The sequence below is a fragment of the Actinosynnema sp. NPDC050436 genome (assembly GCF_040655415.1).
Lineage (GTDB): Bacteria > Actinomycetota > Actinomycetes > Mycobacteriales > Pseudonocardiaceae > Actinosynnema.
The window spans coordinates 83,197-106,159 of the sequence record NZ_JBFAJV010000016.1 but is presented as its reverse complement, the minus strand read 5'-3'; the positions used below and the strand labels follow the sequence as shown (position 1 = coordinate 106,159).

The following is a 22,963-nucleotide window of genomic DNA, read 5'->3' as shown; positions in this document are numbered from 1 at the left end:
TCACGGGTCGCCGGCGTACCGTGTGGCCGGCCAGCATTCCCTGACCCGGAAGAGCCATGACCGTCGATCGCGACAAGAACCGTGGTGCCGTCTCCCACTTCATCGACCTCGCTCGGGGGATCATCCCCCCGATGCACCCCGCAGGCCGCCCGTTCGTGGCGGGCGCGGCCGTCGCCACCCTCCTGCTCCGCCGGTTCTCCCGGCGCGCGGGCGTGGTCGGCGGGCTGTTGACCGCGTGGGTGGCGTGGTTCTTCCGCGAACCCAAGCGGGCCACCCCCACCCGACCGAACCTGGCCGTGGCGCCCGCCGACGGCACCGTGTCGCACGTGGTCGACGCGGTCCCGCCGGTCGAACTCGGCCTCGGCGACGTGCCGATGACGCGGATCAGCGTCTTCCTGTCCGTGTTCGACGTGCACGTCCAGCGCGTGCCCGTGTCCGGCGCGGTCCGCCAGGTGTCCTACCGGCCGGGCAAGTTCCTGTCCGCCGACCTGGACAAGGCCAGCGAGGACAACGAGCGCAACACCGTGTGGCTCACCTCCACCGAGGGCCACGACGTCGTCGTGGTGCAGATCGCCGGCCTCGTCGCGCGGCGGATCGTGTGCCACGTCGCCGACGGCGACAAGGTCGAGGTCGGCCGGACCTACGGCCTGATCCGCTTCGGGTCGCGCGTCGACCTCTACGTGCCGCAGGGCAGCCGCGTGCTGGTGGAGGCCGGCCAGCGCACGATCGGCGGGGAGACCGTGCTCGCCGAACTGCCGGAGCTCTGACCCGGTGGCTCCCAGCGGGCCGGGCGTTCGGCTGCTGCCCAACGCGATCACCGTGCTGGCGATGTCGGCGGGCCTGTCGTCCGTGCACTTCGCCATCAAGCACTCCTGGGGCGCGGCCATCGCGGCGATCGCCATGGCCGCCGTGCTCGACGGCCTGGACGGCCGGCTCGCCCGGCTGCTCGACGCGACCAGCAAGATGGGCGCGGAGCTGGACTCGTTGGCCGACGCGGTGTCCTTCGGCGTCGCGCCGGCCCTCGTGGTCTACGTCTGGAAGTTCCAGCCGAGCCGCGAGGGCTGGGTGGTGGCGCTGATCTTCGCGGTCTGCATGGTGCTGCGCCTGGCCCGGTTCAACACCCTGCTGGACGTCGAGCAGCCGCCGTTCGCCAAGGAGTTCTTCGTCGGCGTGCCGGCACCGGCGGGCGGCCTGCTGCTGCTGCTCCCGCTGATCGTGGACGAGCAGGTCGGCTCGCCCGGCTGGTGGTCGGAGCCGTGGGTGGTCGCCGTGTGGACGGTCGGCATCGCGCTCCTGCTGGTCAGCCGCGTCCCGACGCTGTCCGTCAAGACGATCAAGGTCCCGCCCCGGGCGGTCGCGCCGCTGCTGGTCCTGGTCGCCCTGCTGGCCGCCGCCGTGTTCACGTTCCCGCTGGTCGCGCTGATCGCGGCGATGCTGCTCTACCTGGGGCACGTGCCGTACTCGGTGCGCCGCTACCGGTGGCTGGCCAAGCACCCGGAGGCGTGGGCGGTCCCGGCCGCCGACCGGCGGGCGATCAAGCGCGCCCACGGCGTGGCCGCGCGCCGGCTCGGCCTGCGGCAGCCGCTGGGCGGCCGGGTCGCGGGCGCGGCGATGCGTGCGGTGCGCCGCCCGCGCCGCGCGGGCGGCCCGCCGCACGTCCCGACCGAGCCCAACGGCCAGGGCGGCCCGCACAAGCGGCGCGGGTGGCGGCAGATCGGGCTTCGCCGGCACCACCGGCCCTGAGGCCACCGGTTGGCCTAGGCTCGCCGTGTGATCACGCTGACCGCCCGCCTGTCGCCGTCCGCCCTCGACACCAGGCGCGGGGTCGTCCGGCTGCACCCCGAGGTGCTCGACGCGCTCGGGCTGCGCGCCTGGGACGCGGTGCGGCTGACCGGCGCGCGGGTCAGCTCCGCGCTGGCCGCCGCCGGCGACTCCGCGCCCGGCGTGGTGCTGGTGGACGACGTGACGCTGTCCAACCTCGGCGTCGCCGAGGGGGCGGAGGTCGTGGTCGCGCCGGTCGAGGTGACCGGCGCGCGCTCGGTGACCGTCGCCGGGTCGCGGCTGGCCACCACGTCGCTGACGCCGGAGACGCTGCGGATGGCGTTGACCGGCAAGGTGCTCACGGTCGGCGACGCGGTGTCCCTGCTCCCGCAGGACCTCGCGCCGCCGCCCGGCGCGGACGTGAGCGCGACGCGCCGCAAGCTGTCCAACGCCATCGGCATGACGTGGACCAACGAGCTGCTGACGATCACGTCGGTCGAGCCGGCCGGCGGGCCGGTCGCGGTGCAGCCGTCCACCGTCGTCGGCTGGCGGGACGGCGCGCGCACGGGCGACGCGCCGGCCAGGTCCACCGCCGTCGCCCTGGCCGGTGCGGCGGGGTCGGCGGTCGCCGTGCCCGCCCCGGCGGCCGTGGACGCGCCGGTCGTTCCGGCGGTGGTCGAGGAGCCCGTCCCGGTGGCCGACCTGGTCGGGCACAAGGACGCCGCCCGGCGGCTCGCCGAGTGGCTCGACCTGACCTTCAGCCACCCCGAGCTGCTCACCAGGCTCGGAGCCGCACCGAGGCTCGCCGCGCTGGTCAGCGGGCCGGAGGGGGTCGGCAAGGCGACCCTCGTGCGGGCCGTGGCGCACAGCGTCGGCGCGCACGTGATGGAGGTCGCCGCGCCGAGCATCGCGGTGCTGGAAGCCGCCGCCACCGCCCGGCGGATCGGCGACGCCATCGCCGCCGCCGAGTCCCCGGCGGTGCTGCTGCTGACCGACGTCGAGGCGCTGCTGCCCGCGAACTCGCCGCCGCCGGTCGCCACGGTCGTGCTGGACGCGCTGCGCGCGGCGGTCGTCGAGGCCGGCATCGCGCTGGTGGTGACCAGCGCGCACGCCGAGGCCGTCGACCCGAGGCTGCGCACGCCGGAGCTGGTCGACCGCGAACTGGTGCTGCCGCTGCCGGACGGCGCGGGCCGCACCGAACTGCTCCGCGTGCTGCTGCGGGACGTGCCGCTGGAGTCCGATGTGGACCTGGGCGTGATCGCCGACCGCACACCGGGTTTCGTCGCCGCCGACCTGGTCGCGCTGCGCCGCGAGGCCGCCGTCCGGTCCGCGCTGCGCCAGCGCGAAGCGCAGGAACCCCACGTGGCGCAACAGGACCTGGTCGGCGCGCTGGACACCGTGCGCCCCATCTCCATGTCCACTTCGGACACCCTGCGGACCGGCGGCCTGACGCTGGACGACGTCGGCGACATGACCGAGGTGAAGCAGGCGCTGACCGAGGCCGCGCTGTGGCCGTTGCAGTACCCCGACTCGTTCGCCCGCCTCGGCGTCGCACCGCCGCGCGGCCTGCTCCTGTACGGGCCGCCGGGGTGCGGCAAGACGTTCCTGGTGCGCGCGCTCGCGGGCAGCGGGCGGCTGAACGTGCTGTCGGTCAAGGGCGCCGAGCTGATGGACAAGTTCGTCGGCGAGTCCGAGCGCGCGGTGCGCGAGCTGTTCCGGCGGGCCGCCGAAGCCGCGCCCGCGCTGGTGTTCCTGGACGAGGTCGACGCGCTCGCCCCGCGTCGCGGCCAGTCCTCCGACTCCGGGGTGGGCGACCGGGTGGTCGCCGCGCTGCTCACCGAGCTGGACGGCGTCGAACCGCTGCGCGACGTCGTCGTGCTGGGCGCCACGAACCGGCCCGAGCTGATCGACCCCGCGCTGCTGCGTCCCGGCAGGCTGGAACGCCTGGTCTACGTGCCGCCGCCGGACGCCGACGCGCGCACCGAGATCCTGCGGGCGTCCTCCCGCAACACGCCGCTGGCCGACGACGTCGACCTGGCGGCGCTGGCGGGCGAGCTGGAGGGCTACTCGGCGGCGGACTGCGCGGCGCTGATCAGGGAGGCGGCGCTGACCGCGATGCGCGAGTCGCTGTCCGCGTCCGAGGTGACCGGCGACCACCTGGCGAAGGCCCGCGCGGCGGTGCGCCCGTCCCTGGACCCGGCCCAGCTCGCCGCCCTGGCCGCCTACGCCGACTCCCGCACCACCTGACCGACCCGCCCGGCCCGCCGGACCGGTCCACCGGTCCGGCCGGGCCGACCCGCTCGGCCGCCACCCGGCTGACCGCTACCCGGCCACCGCTGCCACCCCGGCCGCTCCGACCACCGGTCAGATCTTGCCGGACGGACCCGCGTAGTTGTTCGTGACGATCACGATGATCCCGGCGTGCGCCTGCTCGATGCCCTCGAACCGGGGCTTCACCTCGGCCTTGAGCACCTGGCCGAGCTGCTGCGCCGACTGCTCCTCGTCCGTGCCCGGCCGGTAGTAGACCGTGGTCGTCGGGATCTGGCCCTGCGAGTAGTTGCCGGTCTCCGCGACCTCCCAGCCGGCGCGGCGGATGTCGTCCGACGCCTCCGCGGCCAGCCCCACGACGGTGCTGTTGTTGTAGACCCGCACCGGGGGTTTCGCCGTCGTGGTCACCGGGGGCGGCGCTACCCCCGTGGTCTGCGGTGCGCCCGCCACCGTCGTCGAGGGCTGCCCCGGCGGGGTGGCCGGGGTCGTGGTCTGCGGCGCGGAGCCGGTGCTCGTGCCCCCGGGCTGCCCGTCCGTCGTCTGACCGGGAGAGGTCTGACCGGTGGAGGTCTGGCCGTCGGAGGTCGGGCCCGCCGTCGCGGACGTCGTGGGCTGGGCGCCCGCCTGCTCGTCATCGCCGCCGGTGAACAGCGTGGCCACGCCGATCACGGCGGCCACCGCCGCCACACCGATCAGGGCGTAGCCCGCAGCGCGCGAGGGGTGGGCGGAACCCGCCGAGTCAGGGTTGGTCATCGGGGCTCGACACCCAGCCGCCGTGCCGCCCTGGCCCTCGCCCGGCCGGACCGGGACCGCTGCAACCGCTTCACCAGCATCGGGTCCGCCGCCAACGCCTCTTCCTTCTCCAGCAACGCGTTGAGCAGTTGGTAGTACCTCGTCGGCGACAGGTCGAACAGCTCCTTGATCGCCTGCTCCTTGGCACCGGCGTACTTCCACCACTGGCGTTCGAAAGCCAGGATCTCGCGTTCCCGGTCGTCCAGACCGTCGTCCGGCCGATCCGCCGGCGCCAGTGCCTCTGCGGCGTCCACTCTGGGCTCCTCAGCCGTGCCTGCGCGTGGGTGCCATTACACCACGTGATCTTCACCGGGGTCGGCTCATCGGTCGGCGCGTCCCCGGTCCGTGCCGGAAGTCCGCAGGCCACGGATAAACTGCGGACCATGGCAGTTCACCCGATCGTCATCGCCGGCGAGCCCGTGCTCCACCACCCGACCAAGCCGGTCGAGGTCTTCGACGACGCGCTGCGGACGTTGGTCGAGGACATGTTCGAGACCATGGCGGCGGCGCGCGGGGTCGGCCTGGCCGCCAACCAGATCGGGCTCGACCAGCGGCTGTTCGTCTACGACTGCCCGGACGACCAGGGCAACCGGTTCCGGGGCGTGGTGGTCAACCCGGTGCTGGAGACCTCGGAGATCCCGCTCGGGATGCCCGACCCGGACGACGACTACGAGGGCTGCCTGTCCGCACCCGGCGAGAGCTACCCGACGGGCCGCGCGCCGTGGGCGAAGGTGACCGGCTTCGACGGCGACGGCAAGCCGGTCGAGGTGGAGGGCACCGGCTTCTTCGCCCGCTGCCTCCAGCACGAGACCGACCACCTGGACGGCTACCTCTACCTGGACCGCCTGGTGGGCCGGCACAAGCGCGCGGCGAAGAAGATGCTCAAGGCCAACGGCTGGGGCGTGCCCGGCCTGTCCTGGGACCCGGCCACCTCCGAGGACCCGTTCGCCGACGAGGACGACTGACCGCTGCGACAAAGCGGTGGACGGCGGGTCGACGATGGCACCATGTGGAGCAACCTGGCCGCCTTCGTCGCGGCGTCCTTCCTGATCGCGCTGTCGCCCGGCCCCGGTACGGCGCTGGTGCTGCGACAGTCGGTCCGGGGGCGCGCGCACGCGCTGGCCACGGTGTTCGGCATGGAGCTCGCGGTCGCGGTGTGGGCGGTGGCGGCGGCGCTCGGCCTGTCCGTGCTGCTCACCGCGTCCGAGGTGGCCTACCACGCGCTGCGGATCACCGGGGCGGTGTTCCTGGTCTACCTGGGCGTGAAGGCCATCCGCTCGGCGGGCCGGCCGCTGCCGGAGGCACCGCCGGCCGGCCACGCGTTCCGCGCGGGGCTGGTGGTGAACCTGGCCAACCCGAAGCTGGGCGTGTTCGCGATCTCGTTCCTGCCGCAGTTCCTGCCGGCGGACGCGGGTCGCGGCGCGCTGCTGCTGTTCGCGCTGGTGTGGGTGGCCGTGGACACCGCGTGGTACCTGGTCGTGGTCGGCGTCCTAGACCGGGTCCGCGGCTGGCTCGTTCGCGCGCGGGTGCGGCGGGTGCTGGAGCGCGTCTCCGGAGGCGTCCTGGTCGCGCTGGGCCTTCGCCTGGTCCTCGACCCGCGCTGACCGCCGCCAGGGCAGTTCCGGCAGGCCCGCCAGTTCGACGTGCGAGGTGCACAGGGCCAGGTCGGCGTACCCGCCCGCGATCACGTGGGCGCGGATGCGCTGCACCTGGCCCACCGTCGGCAGCTCGCCGACGAGCAGGAAGGGCAGCAGGAGCCGCCAGGCGTCGACCACGGTCGGCCGGCGTCGGTGCGGTGCGCGGAGCACGGCGCGGGCGACCCGCAAGGCGTGCTCCTCGGCCGTGATGGCGTCCGGGAAGCCGACGTGGTCCCAGGACCAGCGGAGCGCGTCCGCCGTCGCGCAGCGGACGCAGTCCACCGGACCGGTGCCCAGCTCCCGGCCGCAGTGCGGGCAGGACACGAGCGTCATGGCCCAGTCCGTGCAGGTCCACGGGTGCCGCCCGATCTCGTCGGCGAGGACCAGCTCGGCCAGTTCCCGCTCCCCCGCCCCGCCCTCGGTCAACTTCTCGGCGGCGAGCAGCTCCTGCCAGTCGAGCAGCCAGTACTGGTCCACCAGCTCGACGCAGAACCGGCACCCGGGATACCCCCGCCCGGCCAGGTCCCCGCACGAAGGGCAGGCCGAAACGACAGCGGGGCGTGCCACGCGCCGCGCGCCGGGCGGGAACGGCTGGTGATCAGCCACGCGGAGAAAGGTACGCGCAAACCCACCCGCTTGGCATCCGCACGACACCCCAATCCCCGCACCCACCGCCCCGCTCCCCGAACACCCCCGCCGTTCGGCGCACACCCCACTCAACCGAGTGAAGAAAACATGAAAGTGTACGGAAACACTGTTCTCAGAACTCGGTTTGAAACGAGGATCCCGCGAACCCCCGAACCATCCGACCCCGCCCCGACCACCACCCCAGCCACCCTCCACCCGGCCCCTCCACCCGGCCCCTCCACCCGGCCCCTCCACCCAGCCCGATCCCCAGCCAGTCCCAGCCCCCAGCCCAGTCCCCTGCCGGCCCCACTCGTGGCCTCTGGCGGCACTCGCACGCACCCGCCGACCGCCTGTGCGCGCACACCCGCGCCGGTCGCACCCACCCGCGCGTGCCGAGCCGCCCGCGCGTGTCGAGCCGCCCGCGCACCCGCGTGTGTCGCGCACACCCACGCGTGTCGAACCGCGCGCGTTGAGCCGCCCGCGCGTTGAGCCGCCCGCGTGTTGAGCCGCGCGTCGAACCGCGCCCGCCCACCCCCGCAGGTGGCCAGTCGCACCCCCGATGGGCGAGCGCGTCCGCACAGAGCCTTGGCATCGGGACGACTGCGTGGCTATGGTCGGCAGGACAACTCAACATCGCGGGAGCTCGCGCTTGAGCGGGCTGAGAGGGCGGCTGGAGAGATCCGGTGCCGCCGACCGCCTGAACCTGACCGGGTAATGCCGGCGTAGGGAGGAATGTCGTGACGGCACTTGACGACCGTTCGGTGAAACCCAGCGTCACCACGGGGCCGATCTCCGGCTCGCGCAAGGTCTACCGCGAGGTGGCCGATGGCGTGCGCGTCCCGTTCCGCAGGGTGGAGTTGACGAACGGCGAACATGTCGATCTCTATGACACTTCCGGTCCGTATACCGACAGCGACGCCACCATCGACGTCCACAGTGGACTTCCCGCGCTGCGCGCGGACTGGATCGCCGCGCGCGAGCCGGTCAACGGGGCGGTGACCCAGCTCGCGTACGCCAAGGCCGGGATCATCACGCCCGAGATGGCCTACATCGCGGCGCGCGAGAGCATGAGCGCCGAGTTCGTCCGGGACGAGGTCGCCATCGGCCGCGCGGTGATCCCGCTGAACCGGCGGCACCCCGAGGCCGAGCCGATGATCATCGGCAAGAAGTTCCTGGTCAAGATCAACGCGAACATCGGCAACTCGGCCGTGTCCTCCTCGATCGAGGAGGAGGTCGAGAAGATGGTGTGGGCGTCCCGGTGGGGCGCGGACACGATCATGGACCTGTCCACGGGCAAGCGGATCCACGAGACGCGCGAGTGGATCATGCGCAACTCACCGGTCCCGATCGGCACGGTGCCGATCTACCAGGCGCTGGAGAAGGTCAACGGCGACCCGGCGAAGCTGTCCTGGGAGGTCTACCGGGACACGGTCGTCGAGCAGGCCGAGCAGGGCGTCGACTACATGACCGTCCACGCGGGCGTGCTGCTGCGGTACGTGCCGATGACCGCGCGGCGGGTCACCGGGATCGTCTCGCGCGGCGGGTCGATCATGGCCGCCTGGTGCCTCGCGCACCACCGCGAGAGCTTCCTGTACACGCACTTCGAGGAGCTGTGCGAGATCCTGCGCGCGTACGACGTGACGTTCTCGCTGGGTGACGGCCTGCGGCCGGGGTCGATCGCCGACGCGAACGACGAGGCGCAGTTCGCCGAGCTGCGCACGCTGGGCGAGCTGACGCACATCGCCAGGTCGCACGACGTGCAGGTGATGATCGAGGGACCGGGTCACGTCCCGATGCACAAGATCGCGGAGAACGTCCGGCTGGAAGAGGAGTGGTGCGGCGAAGCGCCGTTCTACACCCTCGGCCCGCTGGCGACCGACATCGCGCCCGCGTACGACCACATCACGTCGGCGATCGGCGCGGCGCAGATCGGGTGGCTGGGCACGGCGATGCTCTGCTACGTCACGCCGAAGGAGCACCTGGGCCTGCCGAACCGCGACGACGTGAAGACCGGCGTCATCACCTACAAGATCGCGGCGCACTCGGCCGACCTGGCCAAGGGGCACCCCGGCGTGCAGGACTGGGACGACGCGCTCTCGAAGGCCCGCTTCGAGTTCCGCTGGGAGGACCAGTTCAACCTGGCCCTGGACCCGGACACGGCGCGCTCGTTCCACGACGAGACGCTGCCCGCCGAACCGGCCAAGACGGCTCACTTCTGCTCGATGTGCGGGCCGAAGTTCTGCTCCATGAAGATCACCCAGGACGTCCGCCGGTACGCCGAGGAGCACGGTCTGTCCACTGTGGAGGCGATCGAAGCGGGCATGGAGGAGAAGTCCACCGAGTTCTCCCACCAGGGCAACAAGGTCTACCTCCCGGTGGTCGACTGATGGCGGTGACACCGCCGCGCGTCCTCACCATCGCCGGGTCCGATTCCGGCGGTGGTGCGGGCATCCAGGCGGATCTGCGCACGCTGTTCGCGTGCGGTGTGCACGGCATGACGGCGGTGACCGCGGTGACCGTGCAGAACTCGTTGGGCGTCACCGGCTACACCGAGATCCCGCCGGAGGTGGTGGCCGCGCAGATCGAGGTGGTCGCCACGGACATCGGCGTGAACGCGGCGAAGACCGGGATGCTGGCGTCGGCCGCCATCATCGAGGCCGTCGCCGAAGCGTGCGACAAGGTCCACATCGGACAGTCGATCCCCTTCGTGGTCGACCCGGTCGCGGCGTCGATGCACGGCGACCAACTGCTGGCCGACGCGGCGCTGGAAGCGTTGCGCACCAGCCTCTTCCCGCGTGCGACGGTGGTGACGCCGAACCTCGACGAGGTCCGGCTGCTCACCGGGATCGAGGTCCGCGACCACGCCGACCAGCGCAAAGCGGCGGAGGCGCTGTTCGAGCTCGGCCCGCAGTGGGTGCTGGTCAAGGGTGGCCACCTGTGGGACGACCCGGGATGCCTCGACATCTTGTACGACGGCAAGTCGTTCATCGAGCTGCCGGGCCCGCGCTACGACGTGAAGCACACGCACGGCAGCGGCGACACCCTGGCGTCGGCGATCACGTCCCGCCTGGCGCGCGGTGAGGACGTGCCGACCGCCGTGCGCTTCGGCAAGGAGTTCATCATCCGTTCGGTCGCCGCCGCGTACCCGCTCGGCGGCGGGGTGGGGCCGGTGTCCCCGTTGTGGCGTTTGGGCACCGTTTAGCCGGGCGCTCGCCGGGGCTGCCGGTCAGGGCTACTTTGGCGGTGTGGACCGCGAAAGAGTGGACCTGACCGGTGCCCCGGAAACGATGCTGGCCACGCTGTACGGCCGCGCGCTGGACAGCCGCGCGGCGAAGTCGTTCCTGCACGACACGACGGCGGCCGAGGTGGTCGCGCGGATCGACTACGACTTCCGTCGAACCGGCGTCAACGCCGGCACGGCGGCGGGGGTGGCGATGCGCGCGCGGTACCTCGACAACTGGACCTCGGGTTTCCTGCGCGCGAACCCGTCGGCGACGGTGTTGCACTTGGCGTGCGGCCTCGACACCCGCGCGCACCGCCTCGCGCCCGGGGACGGCGTGCGCTGGGTCGAGGTCGACTACCCCGAGGTCGTGGCGCTGCGGCACCGGTTGCTGCCCGAACCGCGCGGCGACTACCGGCTGGTGGCTGCGTCGGTCACGGATGAGGGGTGGCTGGAGGAGGTGCCCGCCGACCGGCCGACCGTGGCCGTGTTCGAGGGGCTGACGATGTACCTGCGGGAGCACGAGATCCGCAGCCTAGTGCGACGGATCGTCGGGCGCTTCCCGCGTGGGGAACTGCTGTTCGACGTCTACGGGTCGACCGGCATCCGGATGCAGAAACTGGTGCCGGCGCTGCGGAACGCGGGAGCCACACTGCACTGGGGGTTGGACGATCCCCGGGCCGTCGAGCCGTGGGGGGTGCGCTTGGTGGAAGCGGTGCGCAGCATGGAGTTGCCGGAGATCGCCGAGTTGCCCCTGGCGAGCCGGGTTCCGCTGCGGATCATGGCGAAGCTGCCCGGGTTGCGCGACGTCGGGCGCATCCTGCGGTACGAGTTCCCGGCGTTGAGCCAACCGGAGTAGGGGCCGGCGCGTCCACCAGGACATGAGCGCACGACAGGACGCGTACATCGCGGAGTTGGTGTTGAGCCGACCGGAGGTCATCGCGGCGATGTTCTTCGGGTGCCTCGTGCTCGGCGCGGTGGCACTGGGGTTGGCGCGGTGGCGCGGGTGGCAGCCGGTGATGTCGGTGCTGGCCGGGTGCGGGCTGGCGCTCGCGCTCGCCGTGACGCTGGGCCGGCCGGGCGTGCTGGACGCGGGCGTGTGGACGACCGACCCGGTCGGCGTGTGCGCGCTCAACGACTTCTCGCTGACCGGCTCGCTGGAACGGCTCAACCTCGTGATGCTGGTGCCGTTCGCGTTCTTCGCCACCGTGGCGACCAGGCGTCCGCTGACCGTTCTGGTGCTGTCGGCGGGGTTGAGCATGTCGGTCGAGGTGGTTCAGCTGATGACCGGGCTCGGCGTGTGCGAGGCGCAGGACTTCTACAACAACACGGTCGGCGCGGTGGGCGCGGTGGTGGTCGGTGCGCTGGTCACAGCCGTGACAGGTAGCTCTCGTACAGCGCGCGGAGATCGACTGTCGCGGGATCCAGCAGCCACAAGGTGAGCGCGCCTTCGAGGAAGGCCACCAGCTCCGCCGCGCCCACTTCGCCGACGACCTCCGCGAACGCGCGCCGCAACGCGCGGTTGCGTGCGAGGAACCGTTCGCGCACTTCGGAACCCGTTGCGCTGAGGTGCTCGGCCTGGAGCACGACGTGCAACGTGGCCAGGCCCGCGTGGGCCATCGTGTAGTCGGCGTCCGCCAACAACGCCGCCACCAGCCCGGCTTTGCCCCCGGCGAATCGCCCGCCGCCGTCCGGCCTGTCGGGCGTTGCCACGCCGCCGCCCGGCTTGGCGGGCGTTGACCTGGCGCCACCATCCGACTGGGCGGGCGTTGCCACGCTGGTGCTCTCCGGCTCGGCGGGCACCGCCCCATCACCGACGTGTGAACTGTTGGGCGTTGCTGCGCCGTCGATGCCGGTTCCGGCCTCGCACGCCGGGCCGACGCCGACGAGGTGTTCGGCGACCCGGGCGGCGGCGCGAACGTCGAACTCGTCCAGGACCGCGCGGAGCAGGTTCTCCTTCGAACCGAAGTGGTGGATGACGGCGGACGGGGTCACGCCGGCTCTGGTTGCGATCGCGGCCACGCCGGTCGCGGCGTAGCCCTGCTGCCCGAACAGCTCGATGGCGGCGTCGACCAGCACGCGCCGCCGTTCGACGCCGCGCCGTTGCACCTGCCCCTTGACCCCTGCGATGCGAGCAGCTTAACCGGGTGCGGACCGGCGACCGAACCATTAACCTGCACAGCCATGCAGGAAAATGAACTGCGGACCGAGATCACCATCGACGCCCCGCCCGAGGTGGTGTGGGCGGTGCTGACCGACTTCGCGCGGTACCCCGAGTGGACCGAGCTGATCGAGTACGTGTCCGGCGAGGCGCGGGAGGGCGCGGCGGTGCGCACCAGGGCCGCGTGGGGCTCGCCGGCGGAACGCGAGTTCGAGGGGCGGATCACGGCCGTCGAGGCACCCGGGTTGCTCGCGTCGGAGGGCGGGGACCCGGACCTGTTCTTCGGCCAGCACCGCTGGGAGCTGTCCGCGCGGGACGGTGGAACCCTGCTGGTGAACCGGGAGCAGTGGACCGGGCCGCTGGCGGATTCGGTCTACGCGCAGAGCAGGGAGCTGCTGGTGGGTGAGTTCGAGGCGTTCAACGTGGCGCTGAAAGCGGAGGCCGAGCGGCGGATCTGACCTGCGGAGGCTCGGACAGCACGGACGGACGGCTCGGACGGACGGCAGGCAGGTCGGACGGACGGCTCGGCCGCCGGGCAGGCGACTGGGAAGGGCGAGTGGGGCAGGCGGACAGGGCGGGCGAGCGGGACAGGAGGCTTGGGTGGGCGGCCGAAATGGGCGACTGAGGCAGGCGGCTGGGGCAGGCGACTGGGACGAGCGGCCGGGGTGGGCGGCTGGGGTGGGCGGCGGTGAGGGAGCGGCGGTGAGGGAGCGGCGGTGAGGGGTCGACGGGCTGTGGGTGAGCGGTCGGGGGTGGTTCGCGGGATCGATATACAAACCGAGGATCGGGAACGGCGTTTCCGTACATTTCATGTTTTGATCACCCCATCGAGTGATCACCGCCCACCCCGTCAGCCGGCCTCGCCGACCAGTTCCTCCAGCGCCGGCAGGGCGTTCACCAGGGCCGACTGGTGTTCCGGGCTCAGCTCCTCGATCCGGCGCTGCAGCTCGTGCACCCGGGCCGAGCGGACGCCGGAGACCATCGTCTCGCCTTCCGGGGTGGGGGTGGCCAGCCACGCCCGGCCGTCCTGCGGGTCCGGGTCGCGCTTCACGTAGCCCGCCTCCACCAGCGCGGCCACGATGCGGGACAGGGTGGGGGGTGCCACGCCCTCCTTCGCCGCCAGGTCGCCCAGGCGCATGGGGCCGCACCTCGCCAGGGTGGCCAGGGCGCTCACCGCGCCCGGCCCCAGGCCCGGCGAACCGGTGCGGCGCAGCAAGCGGGACAGCCTGCCGATTGCGAGGTACAGCCGGGCGGTGGCGTCCTCGACCTGGTCGGCAGCCACGGCAGCCTCCTACGTGCACGACGAACGGGTGGACCAGAAGCATCCATCATGCCCTGTGCCCCTCCCACCGCCCGACGGGTGATCAACGAATCAGACGTCCGGCGCAGGGCTCGACGCGTGCGCCCAGAACCTCTGGGGGATCCGGCCCGCCGCTCGGGCCAACCTGCCGGCCTCCACGGCGGCCCGCATCGCCGCCGCCATCCGCAGCGGGTCCTGGGCCCGGGTGACCGCCGTGGCCAGCAGGACGGCGGAACAGCCGAGTTCCATTGCCAGCGCGGCATCCGATGCCGTGCCGATGCCGGCGTCGAGGATGACCGGGACGCCGGCGCGGGCGACGATCAGCTCGATGTTGTGCGGGTTGCGGATGCCCAGGCCGGTGCCGATGGGCGAGCCGAGCGGCATGACGGCGGCGCACCCGACGTCCTCCAGCCGGCGGGCCAGGACCGGGTCGTCGTTGGTGTACGGGAGGACCGTGAAGCCGTCGTCCACGAGCTGTTCGGCGGCGTCGAGCAGTTCGACGGGCTCGGGCAGCAGGGTCTGCTCGTCGGCGACGACCTCCAGCTTGACCCAGTCGGTCTCCAGCGCCTCGCGGGCCAGGCGGGCGGTCAGCACCGCCTCGGCGGCGCCCCGGCAGCCGGCCGTGTTGGGCAGGACGTCGATCCCCAGGCGGCGCAACAGGTCCAGCACGCCGCCGCCGGTGGCGTCCACCCGGCGCATGGCGACGGTGGTCAGCTCGGTGCCGGACGCGACCAGGGCGCGTTCCAGCACGGACAGGTTCGCCGCTCCCCCGGTGCCCATGATCAGCCGGGAGCCGAACTCGCGGTCCGCGATGACCAGCGGGTCGTCCACGTCAGCCTCCCTGCACGGCGGTGAGCACCTCGACGGCGGACCCGTCCGGCACCGGGGTGGACGCCCACGCCGCGCGGGGCACGACCTCGCCGTCCAGCGCCACGGCCACGCCGGAGGGCGGTGCGCCCAGCAGGTCGAGGACCGTGGCCACGGTGGAGCCGTCGGCCAGTTCCCGTTGTTCGCCGTTCACCCGTGCCTTCAACTGTTTCCTCCTTCGCGGAGCAGGTCGAGCACCCGCCGCGCGGTGACGGGTGCGAGCAGCAGGCCGTTGCGGTGGTGGCCGGTGGCGGCCAGCACGCCGGGTTCGAGCCAGTCGACGACGGGCAGGTTGTCGGGGCTGCCGGCGCGGAACCCGGCCGCGGTCTCGGTGAGCGCGTACTCGGCGACGGCGGGCCACACGACTTCCGCGTCGTGCAGGAGGTCGCGGACGCTGCCGACGGTGACGTCGGGGTCGAAGCCGTTCTCGTGCTGGGTGGCGCCGAGGACGAGGCCGCCGGTCCGGGGCACCAGGTAGACGGGTCGGCCGGAGACCTGGGCGCGCAGGGTGTGGCGGGGTGGGGGCAGCGCGCCGGGTCGTGCGGTGAGGCGGAGGATCTCGCCCTTGACGGGGCGGATGACGTCGCGCAGGGCGGGGTGCAGGTCGCGGCTCCACGCGCCGGCGGCGATCACGGTGATCGGGTGGTCCTGTGTGGACGAGTCGGTGAGGTGGACGCCGTGCTCGCGGCAGGCCGAGCGGAGGGCGGCGAGCAGGACGCGGTTGTCCACGGACAGGTCGCCCGGCATGGAGAGTCCACTTCGGACGGATGGGCCGAAGCCCGCCTCCAGGGCGCGCAGCTCGCGCCGGGTGAGCTTGGTCGCCGAGCGGCCTTGGCTGTGCAGGAAGCCGCGCAACTGGTCGAGGACCTCGACGTCGGCGGCGTCGGTGGCGACCGCGAGCGTGCCGACGGGGCTGAGCGGCACGCCCAGTTGGGCGGCGAACTCCGGCCACAGCGCCAGCGACTCCGCGCCCAGCGCGAGCACGGCCTCGTCGCCGGGCCACGCCTCGGTGATCGGCGCGAGCATCCCGCCCGCGACCCACGAGCCGCCGTGCGGCGACCCCTGGTCGACCACCTCGACCGGGTGCCCGGCGCGGGCGGCGCACCACGCGACGGACAGGCCGATGACACCGCCGCCGAGGACGGTGATCCCGCTCGCACTCACCAAGGCACTCACGCTCCCTGCGCCGGCATGACCCGGATCAGGTTCGACGGTCGGAGCGGACCACGCTCCCTCTCAGCCCGGTGTTCTCCAGGCTCCCGTGCGGACCACGTCCACCGTAGCGCACGTTTCCGGCCGGCGGTTACGGTGCGGCCGTGCCAGAACTCGACGGAACCCGGATCAGGCGGCGGCTCGCCGACGCGCGGCTCTACCTGTGCACGCCGGCGCGCCCCGACCTCGCGGAGTTCGCGGACGCGGCGCTCGCGGGCGGGGTGGACGTGGTGCAGTTGCGGGACAAGGGCCTGGAGGCCAGGCAGGAGATCGCGGCGCTGGAGGTGCTGGCCGAGGCGTGCGCCCGGCACGGCGCGCTGCTGGCGGTGAACGACCGGGCGGACGTGGCGCTGGCGGTGGGCGCGGACGTGCTGCACCTGGGCCAGGACGACCTGCCGGTGCCGGTGGCCCGGCGGGTGGTCGGCGACGACGTGGTGATCGGGCGGTCGACGCACGACGTCGGGCAGGCGCGGGCGGCGGCGGCGGAGCCGGGGGTGGACTACTTCTGCACCGGGCCGTGCTGGCCGACGCCGACGAAGCCGGGTCGGCCCGCGCCGGGGCTGGACCTGGTGCGGGCGACGGCGGGCACGACGGACCGGCCGTGGTTCGCCATCGGCGGGATCGACCGGGAGCGGTTGCCGGAGGTGCTGGCGGCGGGCGCGGACCGGGTCGTGGTGGTGCGGGCGATCACCGAGGCGGAGGACCCGGCTGCCGCCGCATCCTGGTTGAAAATTCAACTAAAGGGCGTACAGTCGTCGGCGTGATGCCTGTGCTGTACCTGGGCCACGGGGCTCCCCCGCTGGCCGACGACGACCGGTGGACCGGCGAGCTGCGGGCGTGGGCCGACGCGCTCCCGCACCCCGAGTCGGTCCTCATCGTGTCCGCGCACTGGGAGGAGCAGCCGCTCACCCTGGGCGCGACCACGACCGTGCCGCTCACCTACGACTTCTGGGGTTTCCCGCAGCGGTACTACGAAGTCACCTACGAGGCACCGGGTGCACCCGACCTCGCCGCGAGCGTGGCGAAGCTAGTCGGCGAGCCGGTGGCGCAGGACGCCGCGCGCGGCCTGGACCACGGCGCGTACGTGCCGCTCAAGGAGATGTACCCGGAGGCGGACGTCCCGGTCCTCCAGATGTCCATGCCCACCCTGGACCCGCGCCGCCTGTTCGACGTCGGGCGCGCGCTGGCACCGCTGCGCGACCAGGGCGTGCTGATCATCGGCAGCGGGTTCATGACGCACAACCTGAGCTGCGTGGACATGCGGACCGGCCCGGACTACCAGCCGCCCGCGTGGTCGGCGGAGTTCGACGACTGGGCCGGGCGCGCGCTGGCCGCCAAGGACGTGGACGGCCTGCTGGACTTCCGGCACAAGGCGCCGGCGGCCGGGATCGCGCACCCGCGCACCGAGCACTTCGCGCCGCTGTTCGTGTCGCTGGGGGCGAGCGCCGACCAGGACGCGACCACCACCGTGGACGGCTTCTGGTACGGGCTGTCCAAGCGGTCCGTCCAGTTCGACTGAGGCAGGACGTGGAACACCCCCCGGGCGGAGGGGTGCCCGGGGGGTGTTCGACCCGTGGTGCGCGGTCCGCAGGGATGTCGACCGCGCGCCACGTCAGCCCGTGGTCAGGCGCAGGCCGTAGACGCTGAGGATCTCGCCGAGGGGCTGGAAGTAGGTCGTGCCGCCGGACGAGCAGTTGCCCGACCCACCGGAGGTCACGCCCTGGGCCTGGCCGAAGCCGCTGCCCGCCACCCACGAGCCGCCCGAGTCGCCGGGCTCCGCGCACGCGTTCGTGCGGGTGAGGCCGGACACCGAGCCCTGCGGGTAGTTGACCGTGGAGTTCTTCGCCTGGACGGTGCCGCACCGCCAGCCGGTGGTGGAGCCGGAGCGGCAGATCTGCGCGCCGACGGCGGCCTCGCTGCTGCCCTTCACGATCACGTTGGAGCCGCTGCGGTTGACCCACGGGCGGGAGGTCCAGTTGGAGTTCGTCGCCACCCACGCGTAGTCGTTGCCGGGGAACGACGAGCCCCGGAACGTGCCCTGGGAGACCCGGTTGAACCCCGTGGTGGTGGCCCCGGTGCGACCGCAGTGCCCGGCCGTCACGAAGCCGCCCGTGACCGCGAAGCCGACCGAGCAGCGACCGCCGCCGCCGATGTAGTAGGCGTCGCCGCCCCGGGTGTCGTAGAGCGGGGTGGGCGCGGTGTCCACCTCGACCACGCGCACCGCCGGGCTGATCGACCGGGCGGTGGCGACGAACCGGTCGGCCGCCGCGTCGCGGGTGTGGCGGTTGACCTCGACCACGACGGTGTTGCTCGCGTCGTCGACCCGCCAACCGGTCACCGAGACCGGTGCGGTGACCGAGTCCAGCGCGGTCTTCGCGCCGGTGAGCGCGCGCTGCGAGAAGGGCACGACCTTGGCGTCGGCGCCCAGGGCACGGACGGCGTCGACCCGACCACGATCCGTGACGCCGACGGTCAGGGCCCCCGTCGCGCCGTCGATCCACGCACCCGCGAATGTGTCTCCGAGCACACTTCGCGCCTGTGCCTCACGTTCACCCGACCTGGCGTCGTTGGCCAGTCGGACGCGTGCTTCCTCGGCGTTTAGGCCCAAGTCGCGTTCCACCGCTCGGAGCAACTCGGCCGGGTAGCTCTCCGTGTTGGCGGACGTTGCCCCGTAGGGGGCGGCAGGGTCCGCGATCGCCGGTACGCTGAGGGCTGTAGCCGTGCCGGTGGCGAGCAAGGCGGCCACCGCGAGGCGGACCGCACTCGTGCGGTTCATCAAGACGTCTCCCTCATCTTCGGGTGCAGGGAACCCGAGAGCCTGGTTGCAGGGACCGCTCTCGGGGGCTCTAGGGGGACGGGTGGTGGGGCGGCGGCAGGGGTCGCCCCACCCCTTTACTTCTCACCGTCGTTCCGGTGACCGATCGCGCAGCTCCTCCGCCACCGCCGTCGCGGTGGCTCCGCCGCGCCTCCCGGCGACCTCACCGCAGGGCCGGACGACGCCGGCGCGCGGCCGGACGGGCCGCCGGCCGCCGACCCGAGACGGGCGGAAGGCGCTCGGAACCTCGGCACAGCGCCCCCTTTCTCGGTCTCTACCGACCGGTACTCACCCGTTCGAGCGACGTTATGACCCTGTTACCTATTACGGTTCGGTCCATCCGAGGTGGAAGTGTGTCACAGCTCACGACCATTTGACTGCGCTGTGTAGCGTTTGACAGTTAACTCTCACTCAAGGTAATGAGACGATCACCGATTTGGGGTGATTTGCCAGAAGTAAGGGTTTCGGTGTCCTCTGGCCCCGACGTGTGAATGCTGCTGGGCCAAGCGGGTGATACCGGAGGCTTTCCGGTTTCGCTCGGAGTAACCGGCGGTGCGGGCGGTGTCGTAGTCGGCACGACCGACGACCCCGTGGTCGGCGTCGGTTCAGCCGTGGTGCTGGGCGTGGCTCGCGTGGTGTTCTCCCCGGGTCGGCCGTTCGGTGGTTGCGGACGGGCCTGCGTCTCGACCGTGGAAGAGGGCGCAGCGGCCCCGCGTACCTGGTCGACACCGCCGAATGTGACGAGGCCCACAAGCCAGACGGTCGCTCCGACTTCACGCCGACCGCCCGGCGCACCCCCGCGACGGTCCGCGAGCCCTTGATCTGCGAGCCGTGAGCCGGGACGGGGCCGGCGCGGGCGGTCGGCCCGGGGTGAGGATCGACCCCATGGCACTCGTGACGATCTCCGACATCCGCGCCGCCGCCGGGCTGATCGCCCCGGTGGTCGTGCGCACCCCCCTGCTCCGCTTCGACGACCGGCTCTCGCTCAAGCCCGAGAGCCTCCAGCCGGTGGGCGCGTTCAAGATCCGGGGCGCCTACCACGCGCTGGCACGGCTGTCCGACGCCCGGCGGGCGCGCGGGGTCGTCGCCTACTCCAGCGGCAACCACGCCCAGGCGGTCGCGTTCGCCGCGCGGGAGTTCGGGGTGCCGGCGGTGATCGTGGTGCCGGAGAACGCGCCCGAGGTGAAGGTGGCGGCGACGCGGGCGTGGGGCGCGGAGGTGGTGCTGGTGCCGATGGCGCGGCGCGAGTCCCGCGCGCACGAGCTGGTCGAGGAGCGCGGGGCGACGCTGATCCCGCCGTTCGACCACGTCGACGTGATCGCCGGGCAGGGCACGGTCGGCTTGGAGGTGGTCGAGGACGCGCCGGCGGTGGAGGTGGTGCTGGTGCCGGTCAGCGGCGGCGGGCTGGTCTCCGGCGTGGCGGCGGCGGTGAAGGCGGTGCGGCCGGCGGCCCGGGTGGTGGGCGTGGAGCCCGCGCTCGCGGCCGACGCGGCGGCGTCGCTGCGGGCCGGGGCGCTGGTGCGGTGGCCGGCGGCCGACCGGGAGCGGACGTCGGCGGACGGGTTGCGGGCGGAGCCGTCCGAGCTGACGTTCGCCCACATCCGGGCCCTGGTGGACGAGTTCGTCACCGTCACGGAGGAGGAGATCGCAGAGGCGGTGCGGCAGCTCGCCCGGCGGTCGCGGCTGGTGGTGGAGCCGAGCGGGGCGGTCGCGGTGGCGGCCCACCTGGCGCACGCCGGGCGGTGGCCGGAGCGGACGGTGGCCGTGGTGACGGGCGGCAACGTCGACCCCGCCGCCTACCTCCGCCTGCTCGCCGGCTGACGGTCGGGGCTCAGGTCCGGGCAGGGGCTCGACCCCGGGCAGGGGCTCGACCCCGGGCGGGGGCTCAGGTCCGGGCGCGGGTCAGGTCCGGGTGCGGGAGGGTGGCGCGTCGACGCCGCAGCTGTGGCAGTCCCGGCCCGGTCCGGCGGGGCGGAGCACGTCGTTGTCGGTGCCCAGCGCGAGCAGGCCGCCGACCGCCGCCGCCGAGGCGCAGACCAGCAGCGCCGTCCGCCACCCCTGGGTGAGGGCGACCGGGTCGGAGTAGGCGGACCCGGTCAGGCCGGCCACGGCGGGCAGCACTGCGACGGCGACCAGGCTGCCGGTGCGCGCCACGGCGTTGTTCACGCCCGAAGCGACCCCCGCGTACCGGTCGGGCGCGGCGGCCAGGACGGTCGCGGTGACCGGTGCGACGACGGTGGCGAGGCCGAGGCCGAACACCAGGACGCCCGGCAGCACCCCGTCCAGGTACCCCACGCCCGGTTCGGCTCTCCGAAGCAGCAGCATCCCGGCCGCCACGAGCAGAGGTCCGACCACGAGCTGGGTCCGGGGCCCGATCCGCTGGGCCAGCCGGCCCGACCGGGCGGACAGCGCGAGCATGGTCAGGGTGATCGGCAGGCTCGCCAGGCCGGCCGCCGTGGGCGGGTAGCCGAGGGAGACCTGGAGGTGCAGGACCATCAGCACCAGGACACCGCCGAGGGCCGCGTAGACCAGGAAGGTCAGGCCGTTGGCCAGCGCGAATGTTGTATTCCGGAACAATGGGGGCGGCACCAGCGGGTTCTTCGCGCGGCGCTGGAGCAGCACGAACGCGGTCAGCCCGGCGACCCCCGCCGCGCCCGAGGCGACGACCAGCGCGTCGGCGCCCCGGGCGGGTGCCTCGACCAGTGCGCCGGTGATCCCGGCCAGACCCAGTGCTCCGAGGACTGACCCCGCGACGTCCGGCCGGCCGGTGGCCGAGGGGTCGCGCGACTCGGGCACGCAGCGGCGCGCGAGCCACCCGCACGCCACCGCGACGGGCAGGTTGACCAGGAACGCGAGCCGCCACGACCAGGCTTGCACGAGCAGCCCGCCGACCAGCGGGCCGACCGCCGTGGCGACGCCCGACAGGCCCGACCACGCGCCGATCGCCCGCGCCCGGTCGTCCCGCACGAATGCGGACTGGATGATCGCCAGCGAGCCGGGGGTGAGCAGCGCGCCGCCGACCCCCTGGAGCACCCGGGCGGCGACCAGCAGCCCGGTGTTCGGCGCGAGCCCGCACAGCAGCGACGCCGCGCCGAACCAGACCACGCCGAGCACGAACACCCGCCGCCGCCCGTACCGGTCGCCCAGCGAGCCCGCGACCAGGATCAACGAGGCCAGCGACAACAGGTAGCCGTCCAGCACCCACTGGAGCCCGGCCACGTCCGCGCCCAGCTCCGCGCCGATGCTCGGCAGCGCCACGTTGACGACGGTGCTGTCGAGCATCGCCATCCCCGAGCCGAGGATGGTCGCCGCGAGCACGGCCCGTGCGCGCGGGGTGCCCCACCGGACCACGTCCGCCATGCGGACCAGTGTGCGGCTGGTCCGGTCGTCCCGCTGTCAGTCGACCGGACGGTTCAACCGGGCGACGAACTTGTAGCGGTCACCCCGGTAGACCGACCGGACCCACTCGACCGGGTTGCCCTCCGTGTCGAACGAGTGCCGGGACAGCAGCAGCATCGGCAGGCCGATGTCCGCCCCGAGCAGCTCCGCCTCCTCGGGCGAAGCCAGCGCGGTCTCAATAGTCTCCTCCGCGTGGCCCATCTCGACCCCGAACCGCTCCCGCAGCACCTGGTACAGCGAGGCACCGGGTGCGAGGTAGCGGCGCAGCCCCCGGAAGCGACCCAGCGCCAGGTGCGTGGTCTCGATCGCCATCGGCTCGCCGTCGGCCAGCCGCAGGCGGTGCAGCCGCAGCACCTTGGCCCCGGCGCGCACCCCCAGCAGCCGGGCGAGCTCGGCCTCGGCGGGCATCTCGGACGCCTCGATCAGGCGCGACGAGGGCTGCCTGCCCTGGGCTTTCATGTCCTCTGTGTACGACGACAACTGAAGGCGTTGGGCCACCTTGGGTTCCGCCGCGAACGTGCCTTTCCCCTGCACGCGCAGCAACCGGCCCTCGACCGTGAGTTCCGCAAGCGCTTGCCTGACCGTGGTCCGCGACACGTCGAACTCGGCTGCCAGCGAGCGCTCGGTCGGGATCGGTGATCCCGGTGGCAACGCGCGCAGCAGGTCGAGCAGGTGCCGCTTGAGTCCCCAGTACTTCGGCTCGCGCTGCGCGCGAGACCTGGCGTCGACGCCAGATGCAGGGCTCGTCTCCAGCATTGCCTTCCTCCTCGACCTTGCCAGCGCTCCCAGCACAGGATGCCTTGTCCACGTCGGATCGTGCGCCCGAACCCCCGACAAGGATCGAGGATATTGATCCGATGACTTTGCAACGTCTCGGCAACGTCCTTGACATGCCTTGTGGCGA

24 protein-coding genes and 2 riboswitches are annotated in these 22,963 nt (G+C 73.1%); of the genes, 13 read left to right on the top strand and 11 right to left on the bottom strand.

The genetic code is table 11. The annotated features are described in order from the left end of the window. The first annotated feature begins 56 nt into the window (after nt 1-56). Genes AB0I60_RS30795 through AB0I60_RS30785 form a run of 3 tightly spaced genes read left to right on the top strand, consistent with a single transcriptional unit; the run spans nt 57 to nt 4,008 of the window. Nucleotides 57-767, top strand: coding sequence for a phosphatidylserine decarboxylase (locus tag AB0I60_RS30795; RefSeq protein WP_360735874.1), 711 nt, complete (start codon nt 57-59; stop codon nt 765-767). Between the two features lie 4 nt (nt 768-771). Then, nucleotides 772-1,743 (top strand): CDP-diacylglycerol--serine O-phosphatidyltransferase, encoded by a 972-nt coding sequence (gene pssA, locus AB0I60_RS30790; protein WP_360735872.1) that lies wholly within the window; start codon nt 772-774, stop codon nt 1,741-1,743. 27 nt (nt 1,744-1,770) lie between these two features. Further along, a complete protein-coding gene (locus AB0I60_RS30785; protein WP_360735869.1) occupies nt 1,771-4,008 on the top strand; it encodes an AAA family ATPase in 2,238 nt (745 codons plus the stop codon). A gap of 117 nt (nt 4,009-4,125) precedes the next feature. Here the strand turns inward: AB0I60_RS30785 and AB0I60_RS30780 are convergent, their stop codons facing one another. Both AB0I60_RS30780 and AB0I60_RS30775 read right to left on the bottom strand, forming a co-directional pair. Next, complete coding sequence (locus tag AB0I60_RS30780; protein WP_360735866.1) at nt 4,126-4,782, bottom strand: LytR C-terminal domain-containing protein; 657 nt, start codon at nt 4,780-4,782, stop codon at nt 4,126-4,128. After that, nucleotides 4,779-5,075 carry a DUF3263 domain-containing protein gene (locus AB0I60_RS30775; protein WP_360735863.1) on the bottom strand — a complete coding sequence of 99 codons (297 nt, stop codon included), beginning with the start codon at nt 5,073-5,075 and terminating at the stop codon, nt 4,779-4,781. Before AB0I60_RS30775 ends, AB0I60_RS30780 begins: the two co-directional genes overlap by 4 nt. Nucleotides 5,076-5,204: 129 nt before the next feature. On the opposite strand from AB0I60_RS30775, the gene AB0I60_RS30770 reads away from it, so the two are divergent. Both AB0I60_RS30770 and AB0I60_RS30765 read left to right on the top strand, forming a co-directional pair. Next, nucleotides 5,205-5,786, top strand: coding sequence for a peptide deformylase (locus AB0I60_RS30770; RefSeq protein ID WP_360735861.1), 582 nt, complete (start codon nt 5,205-5,207; stop codon nt 5,784-5,786). A gap of 42 nt (nt 5,787-5,828) precedes the next feature. Beyond that, nucleotides 5,829-6,425 (top strand): LysE family translocator, encoded by a 597-nt coding sequence (locus tag AB0I60_RS30765; protein WP_360735859.1) that lies wholly within the window; start codon nt 5,829-5,831, stop codon nt 6,423-6,425. Here the strand turns inward: AB0I60_RS30765 and AB0I60_RS30760 are convergent. Then, complete coding sequence (locus AB0I60_RS30760) at nt 6,312-7,064, bottom strand: hypothetical protein (protein ID WP_360735856.1); 753 nt, start codon at nt 7,062-7,064, stop codon at nt 6,312-6,314. The genes AB0I60_RS30765 and AB0I60_RS30760 overlap by 114 nt on opposite strands. A 646-nt stretch (nt 7,065-7,710) precedes the next feature. Further along, nucleotides 7,711-7,833: riboswitch (TPP riboswitch) on the top strand. Here AB0I60_RS30760 and thiC point away from each other — a divergent pair. From thiC to AB0I60_RS30740, 4 genes are all read left to right on the top strand, one after another. After that, nucleotides 7,823-9,472 (top strand): phosphomethylpyrimidine synthase ThiC, encoded by a 1,650-nt coding sequence (gene thiC / locus AB0I60_RS30755; RefSeq protein ID WP_360735853.1) that lies wholly within the window; start codon nt 7,823-7,825, stop codon nt 9,470-9,472. It overlaps the preceding riboswitch by 11 nt. Beyond that, the gene (gene thiD, locus AB0I60_RS30750; protein ID WP_360735851.1) at nt 9,472-10,287 is read left to right on the top strand and encodes a bifunctional hydroxymethylpyrimidine kinase/phosphomethylpyrimidine kinase; all 816 of its coding nucleotides are present in this window, start codon (nt 9,472-9,474) and stop codon (nt 10,285-10,287) included. The genes thiC and thiD overlap by 1 nt, the downstream gene beginning before the upstream one ends. Nucleotides 10,288-10,330: 43 nt before the next feature. Beyond that, a complete protein-coding gene (locus tag AB0I60_RS30745; protein WP_360735849.1) occupies nt 10,331-11,164 on the top strand; it encodes a class I SAM-dependent methyltransferase in 834 nt (277 codons plus the stop codon). 22 nt (nt 11,165-11,186) lie between these two features. Then, nucleotides 11,187-11,747, top strand: a complete 561-nt coding sequence (locus tag AB0I60_RS30740; RefSeq protein ID WP_360735847.1) for a VanZ family protein — start codon at nt 11,187-11,189, stop codon at nt 11,745-11,747. Here AB0I60_RS30740 and AB0I60_RS30735 read toward each other — a convergent pair. Then, nucleotides 11,674-12,384, bottom strand: a complete 711-nt coding sequence (locus AB0I60_RS30735; RefSeq protein WP_360735845.1) for a helix-turn-helix domain-containing protein — start codon at nt 12,382-12,384, stop codon at nt 11,674-11,676. The genes AB0I60_RS30740 and AB0I60_RS30735 overlap by 74 nt on opposite strands. 105 nt (nt 12,385-12,489) lie before the next feature. On the opposite strand from AB0I60_RS30735, the gene AB0I60_RS30730 reads away from it, so the two are divergent. Further along, nucleotides 12,490-12,924: an SRPBCC domain-containing protein gene (locus AB0I60_RS30730; RefSeq protein ID WP_360735843.1), complete on the top strand. Its 435-nt coding sequence runs from the start codon at nt 12,490-12,492 to the stop codon at nt 12,922-12,924. A gap of 392 nt (nt 12,925-13,316) precedes the next feature. Here the strand turns inward: AB0I60_RS30730 and AB0I60_RS30725 are convergent, their stop codons facing one another. The 4 genes from AB0I60_RS30725 to thiO all read right to left on the bottom strand — a co-directional run bounded on the left by AB0I60_RS30725 (nt 13,317) and on the right by thiO (nt 15,809). Beyond that, the gene (locus AB0I60_RS30725; protein ID WP_360735841.1) at nt 13,317-13,748 is read right to left on the bottom strand and encodes a MarR family transcriptional regulator; all 432 of its coding nucleotides are present in this window, start codon (nt 13,746-13,748) and stop codon (nt 13,317-13,319) included. A gap of 90 nt (nt 13,749-13,838) precedes the next feature. Then, a complete protein-coding gene (locus AB0I60_RS30720; protein ID WP_360735839.1) occupies nt 13,839-14,597 on the bottom strand; it encodes a thiazole synthase in 759 nt (252 codons plus the stop codon). Nucleotide 14,598: 1 nt separating this feature from the next. Further along, a complete protein-coding gene (gene thiS / locus AB0I60_RS30715; RefSeq protein WP_360735837.1) occupies nt 14,599-14,799 on the bottom strand; it encodes a sulfur carrier protein ThiS in 201 nt (66 codons plus the stop codon). Further along, the gene (thiO, locus tag AB0I60_RS30710; RefSeq protein ID WP_360735835.1) at nt 14,796-15,809 is read right to left on the bottom strand and encodes a glycine oxidase ThiO; all 1,014 of its coding nucleotides are present in this window, start codon (nt 15,807-15,809) and stop codon (nt 14,796-14,798) included. The genes thiS and thiO overlap by 4 nt, the downstream gene beginning before the upstream one ends. Continuing rightward, a riboswitch (TPP riboswitch) is annotated at nt 15,795-15,906 on the bottom strand. It overlaps the preceding gene by 15 nt. A gap of 43 nt (nt 15,907-15,949) precedes the next feature. On the opposite strand from thiO, the gene thiE reads away from it, so the two are divergent. Both thiE and AB0I60_RS30700 read left to right on the top strand, forming a co-directional pair. Then, nucleotides 15,950-16,609: a thiamine phosphate synthase gene (gene thiE / locus AB0I60_RS30705; RefSeq protein ID WP_360735833.1), complete on the top strand. Its 660-nt coding sequence runs from the start codon at nt 15,950-15,952 to the stop codon at nt 16,607-16,609. Then, on the top strand, nt 16,609-17,364 hold the full coding sequence (locus tag AB0I60_RS30700) for a class III extradiol ring-cleavage dioxygenase (RefSeq protein WP_360736012.1): 756 nt from the start codon (nt 16,609-16,611) through the stop codon (nt 17,362-17,364). The genes thiE and AB0I60_RS30700 overlap by 1 nt, the downstream gene beginning before the upstream one ends. A gap of 93 nt (nt 17,365-17,457) precedes the next feature. Here the strand turns inward: AB0I60_RS30700 and AB0I60_RS30695 are convergent, their stop codons facing one another. Next, nucleotides 17,458-18,372, bottom strand: coding sequence for a S1 family peptidase (locus tag AB0I60_RS30695; RefSeq protein WP_360735831.1), 915 nt, complete (start codon nt 18,370-18,372; stop codon nt 17,458-17,460). A gap of 1,173 nt (nt 18,373-19,545) precedes the next feature. Between AB0I60_RS30695 and AB0I60_RS30690 the strand changes: the two genes are divergently transcribed. Further along, nucleotides 19,546-20,481 carry a threonine/serine dehydratase gene (locus AB0I60_RS30690; protein ID WP_360735829.1) on the top strand — a complete coding sequence of 312 codons (936 nt, stop codon included), beginning with the start codon at nt 19,546-19,548 and terminating at the stop codon, nt 20,479-20,481. Between the two features lie 81 nt (nt 20,482-20,562). Here AB0I60_RS30690 and AB0I60_RS30685 read toward each other — a convergent pair whose 3' ends face one another. Next, complete coding sequence (locus AB0I60_RS30685; RefSeq protein ID WP_360735827.1) at nt 20,563-22,020, bottom strand: MFS transporter; 1,458 nt, start codon at nt 22,018-22,020, stop codon at nt 20,563-20,565. Nucleotides 22,021-22,056: 36 nt separating this feature from the next. Then, a complete protein-coding gene (locus AB0I60_RS30680) occupies nt 22,057-22,815 on the bottom strand; it encodes a GntR family transcriptional regulator (protein ID WP_360735825.1) in 759 nt (252 codons plus the stop codon). Nucleotides 22,816-22,963: the final 148 nt, after the last annotated feature.

Coding starts and splice junctions, on each gene's coding strand:
- AB0I60_RS30795 (WP_360735874.1), top strand. CDS start 57: ATGACCGTCGATCGCGACAAGAACCGTGGTGCCGTCTCCCACTTCATC.
- AB0I60_RS30780 (WP_360735866.1), bottom strand. CDS start 4,782: ATGACCAACCCTGACTCGGCGGGTTCCGCCCACCCCTCGCGCGCTGCG.
- AB0I60_RS30770 (WP_360735861.1), top strand. CDS start 5,205: ATGGCAGTTCACCCGATCGTCATCGCCGGCGAGCCCGTGCTCCACCAC.
- AB0I60_RS30765 (WP_360735859.1), top strand. CDS start 5,829: ATGTGGAGCAACCTGGCCGCCTTCGTCGCGGCGTCCTTCCTGATCGCG.
- thiD (WP_360735851.1), top strand. CDS start 9,472: ATGGCGGTGACACCGCCGCGCGTCCTCACCATCGCCGGGTCCGATTCC.
- AB0I60_RS30740 (WP_360735847.1), top strand. CDS start 11,187: ATGAGCGCACGACAGGACGCGTACATCGCGGAGTTGGTGTTGAGCCGA.
- AB0I60_RS30730 (WP_360735843.1), top strand. CDS start 12,490: ATGCAGGAAAATGAACTGCGGACCGAGATCACCATCGACGCCCCGCCC.
- AB0I60_RS30700 (WP_360736012.1), top strand. CDS start 16,609: ATGCCTGTGCTGTACCTGGGCCACGGGGCTCCCCCGCTGGCCGACGAC.
- AB0I60_RS30690 (WP_360735829.1), top strand. CDS start 19,546: ATGGCACTCGTGACGATCTCCGACATCCGCGCCGCCGCCGGGCTGATC.
- AB0I60_RS30685 (WP_360735827.1), bottom strand. CDS start 22,020: ATGGCGGACGTGGTCCGGTGGGGCACCCCGCGCGCACGGGCCGTGCTC.
- AB0I60_RS30680 (WP_360735825.1), bottom strand. CDS start 22,815: ATGCTGGAGACGAGCCCTGCATCTGGCGTCGACGCCAGGTCTCGCGCG.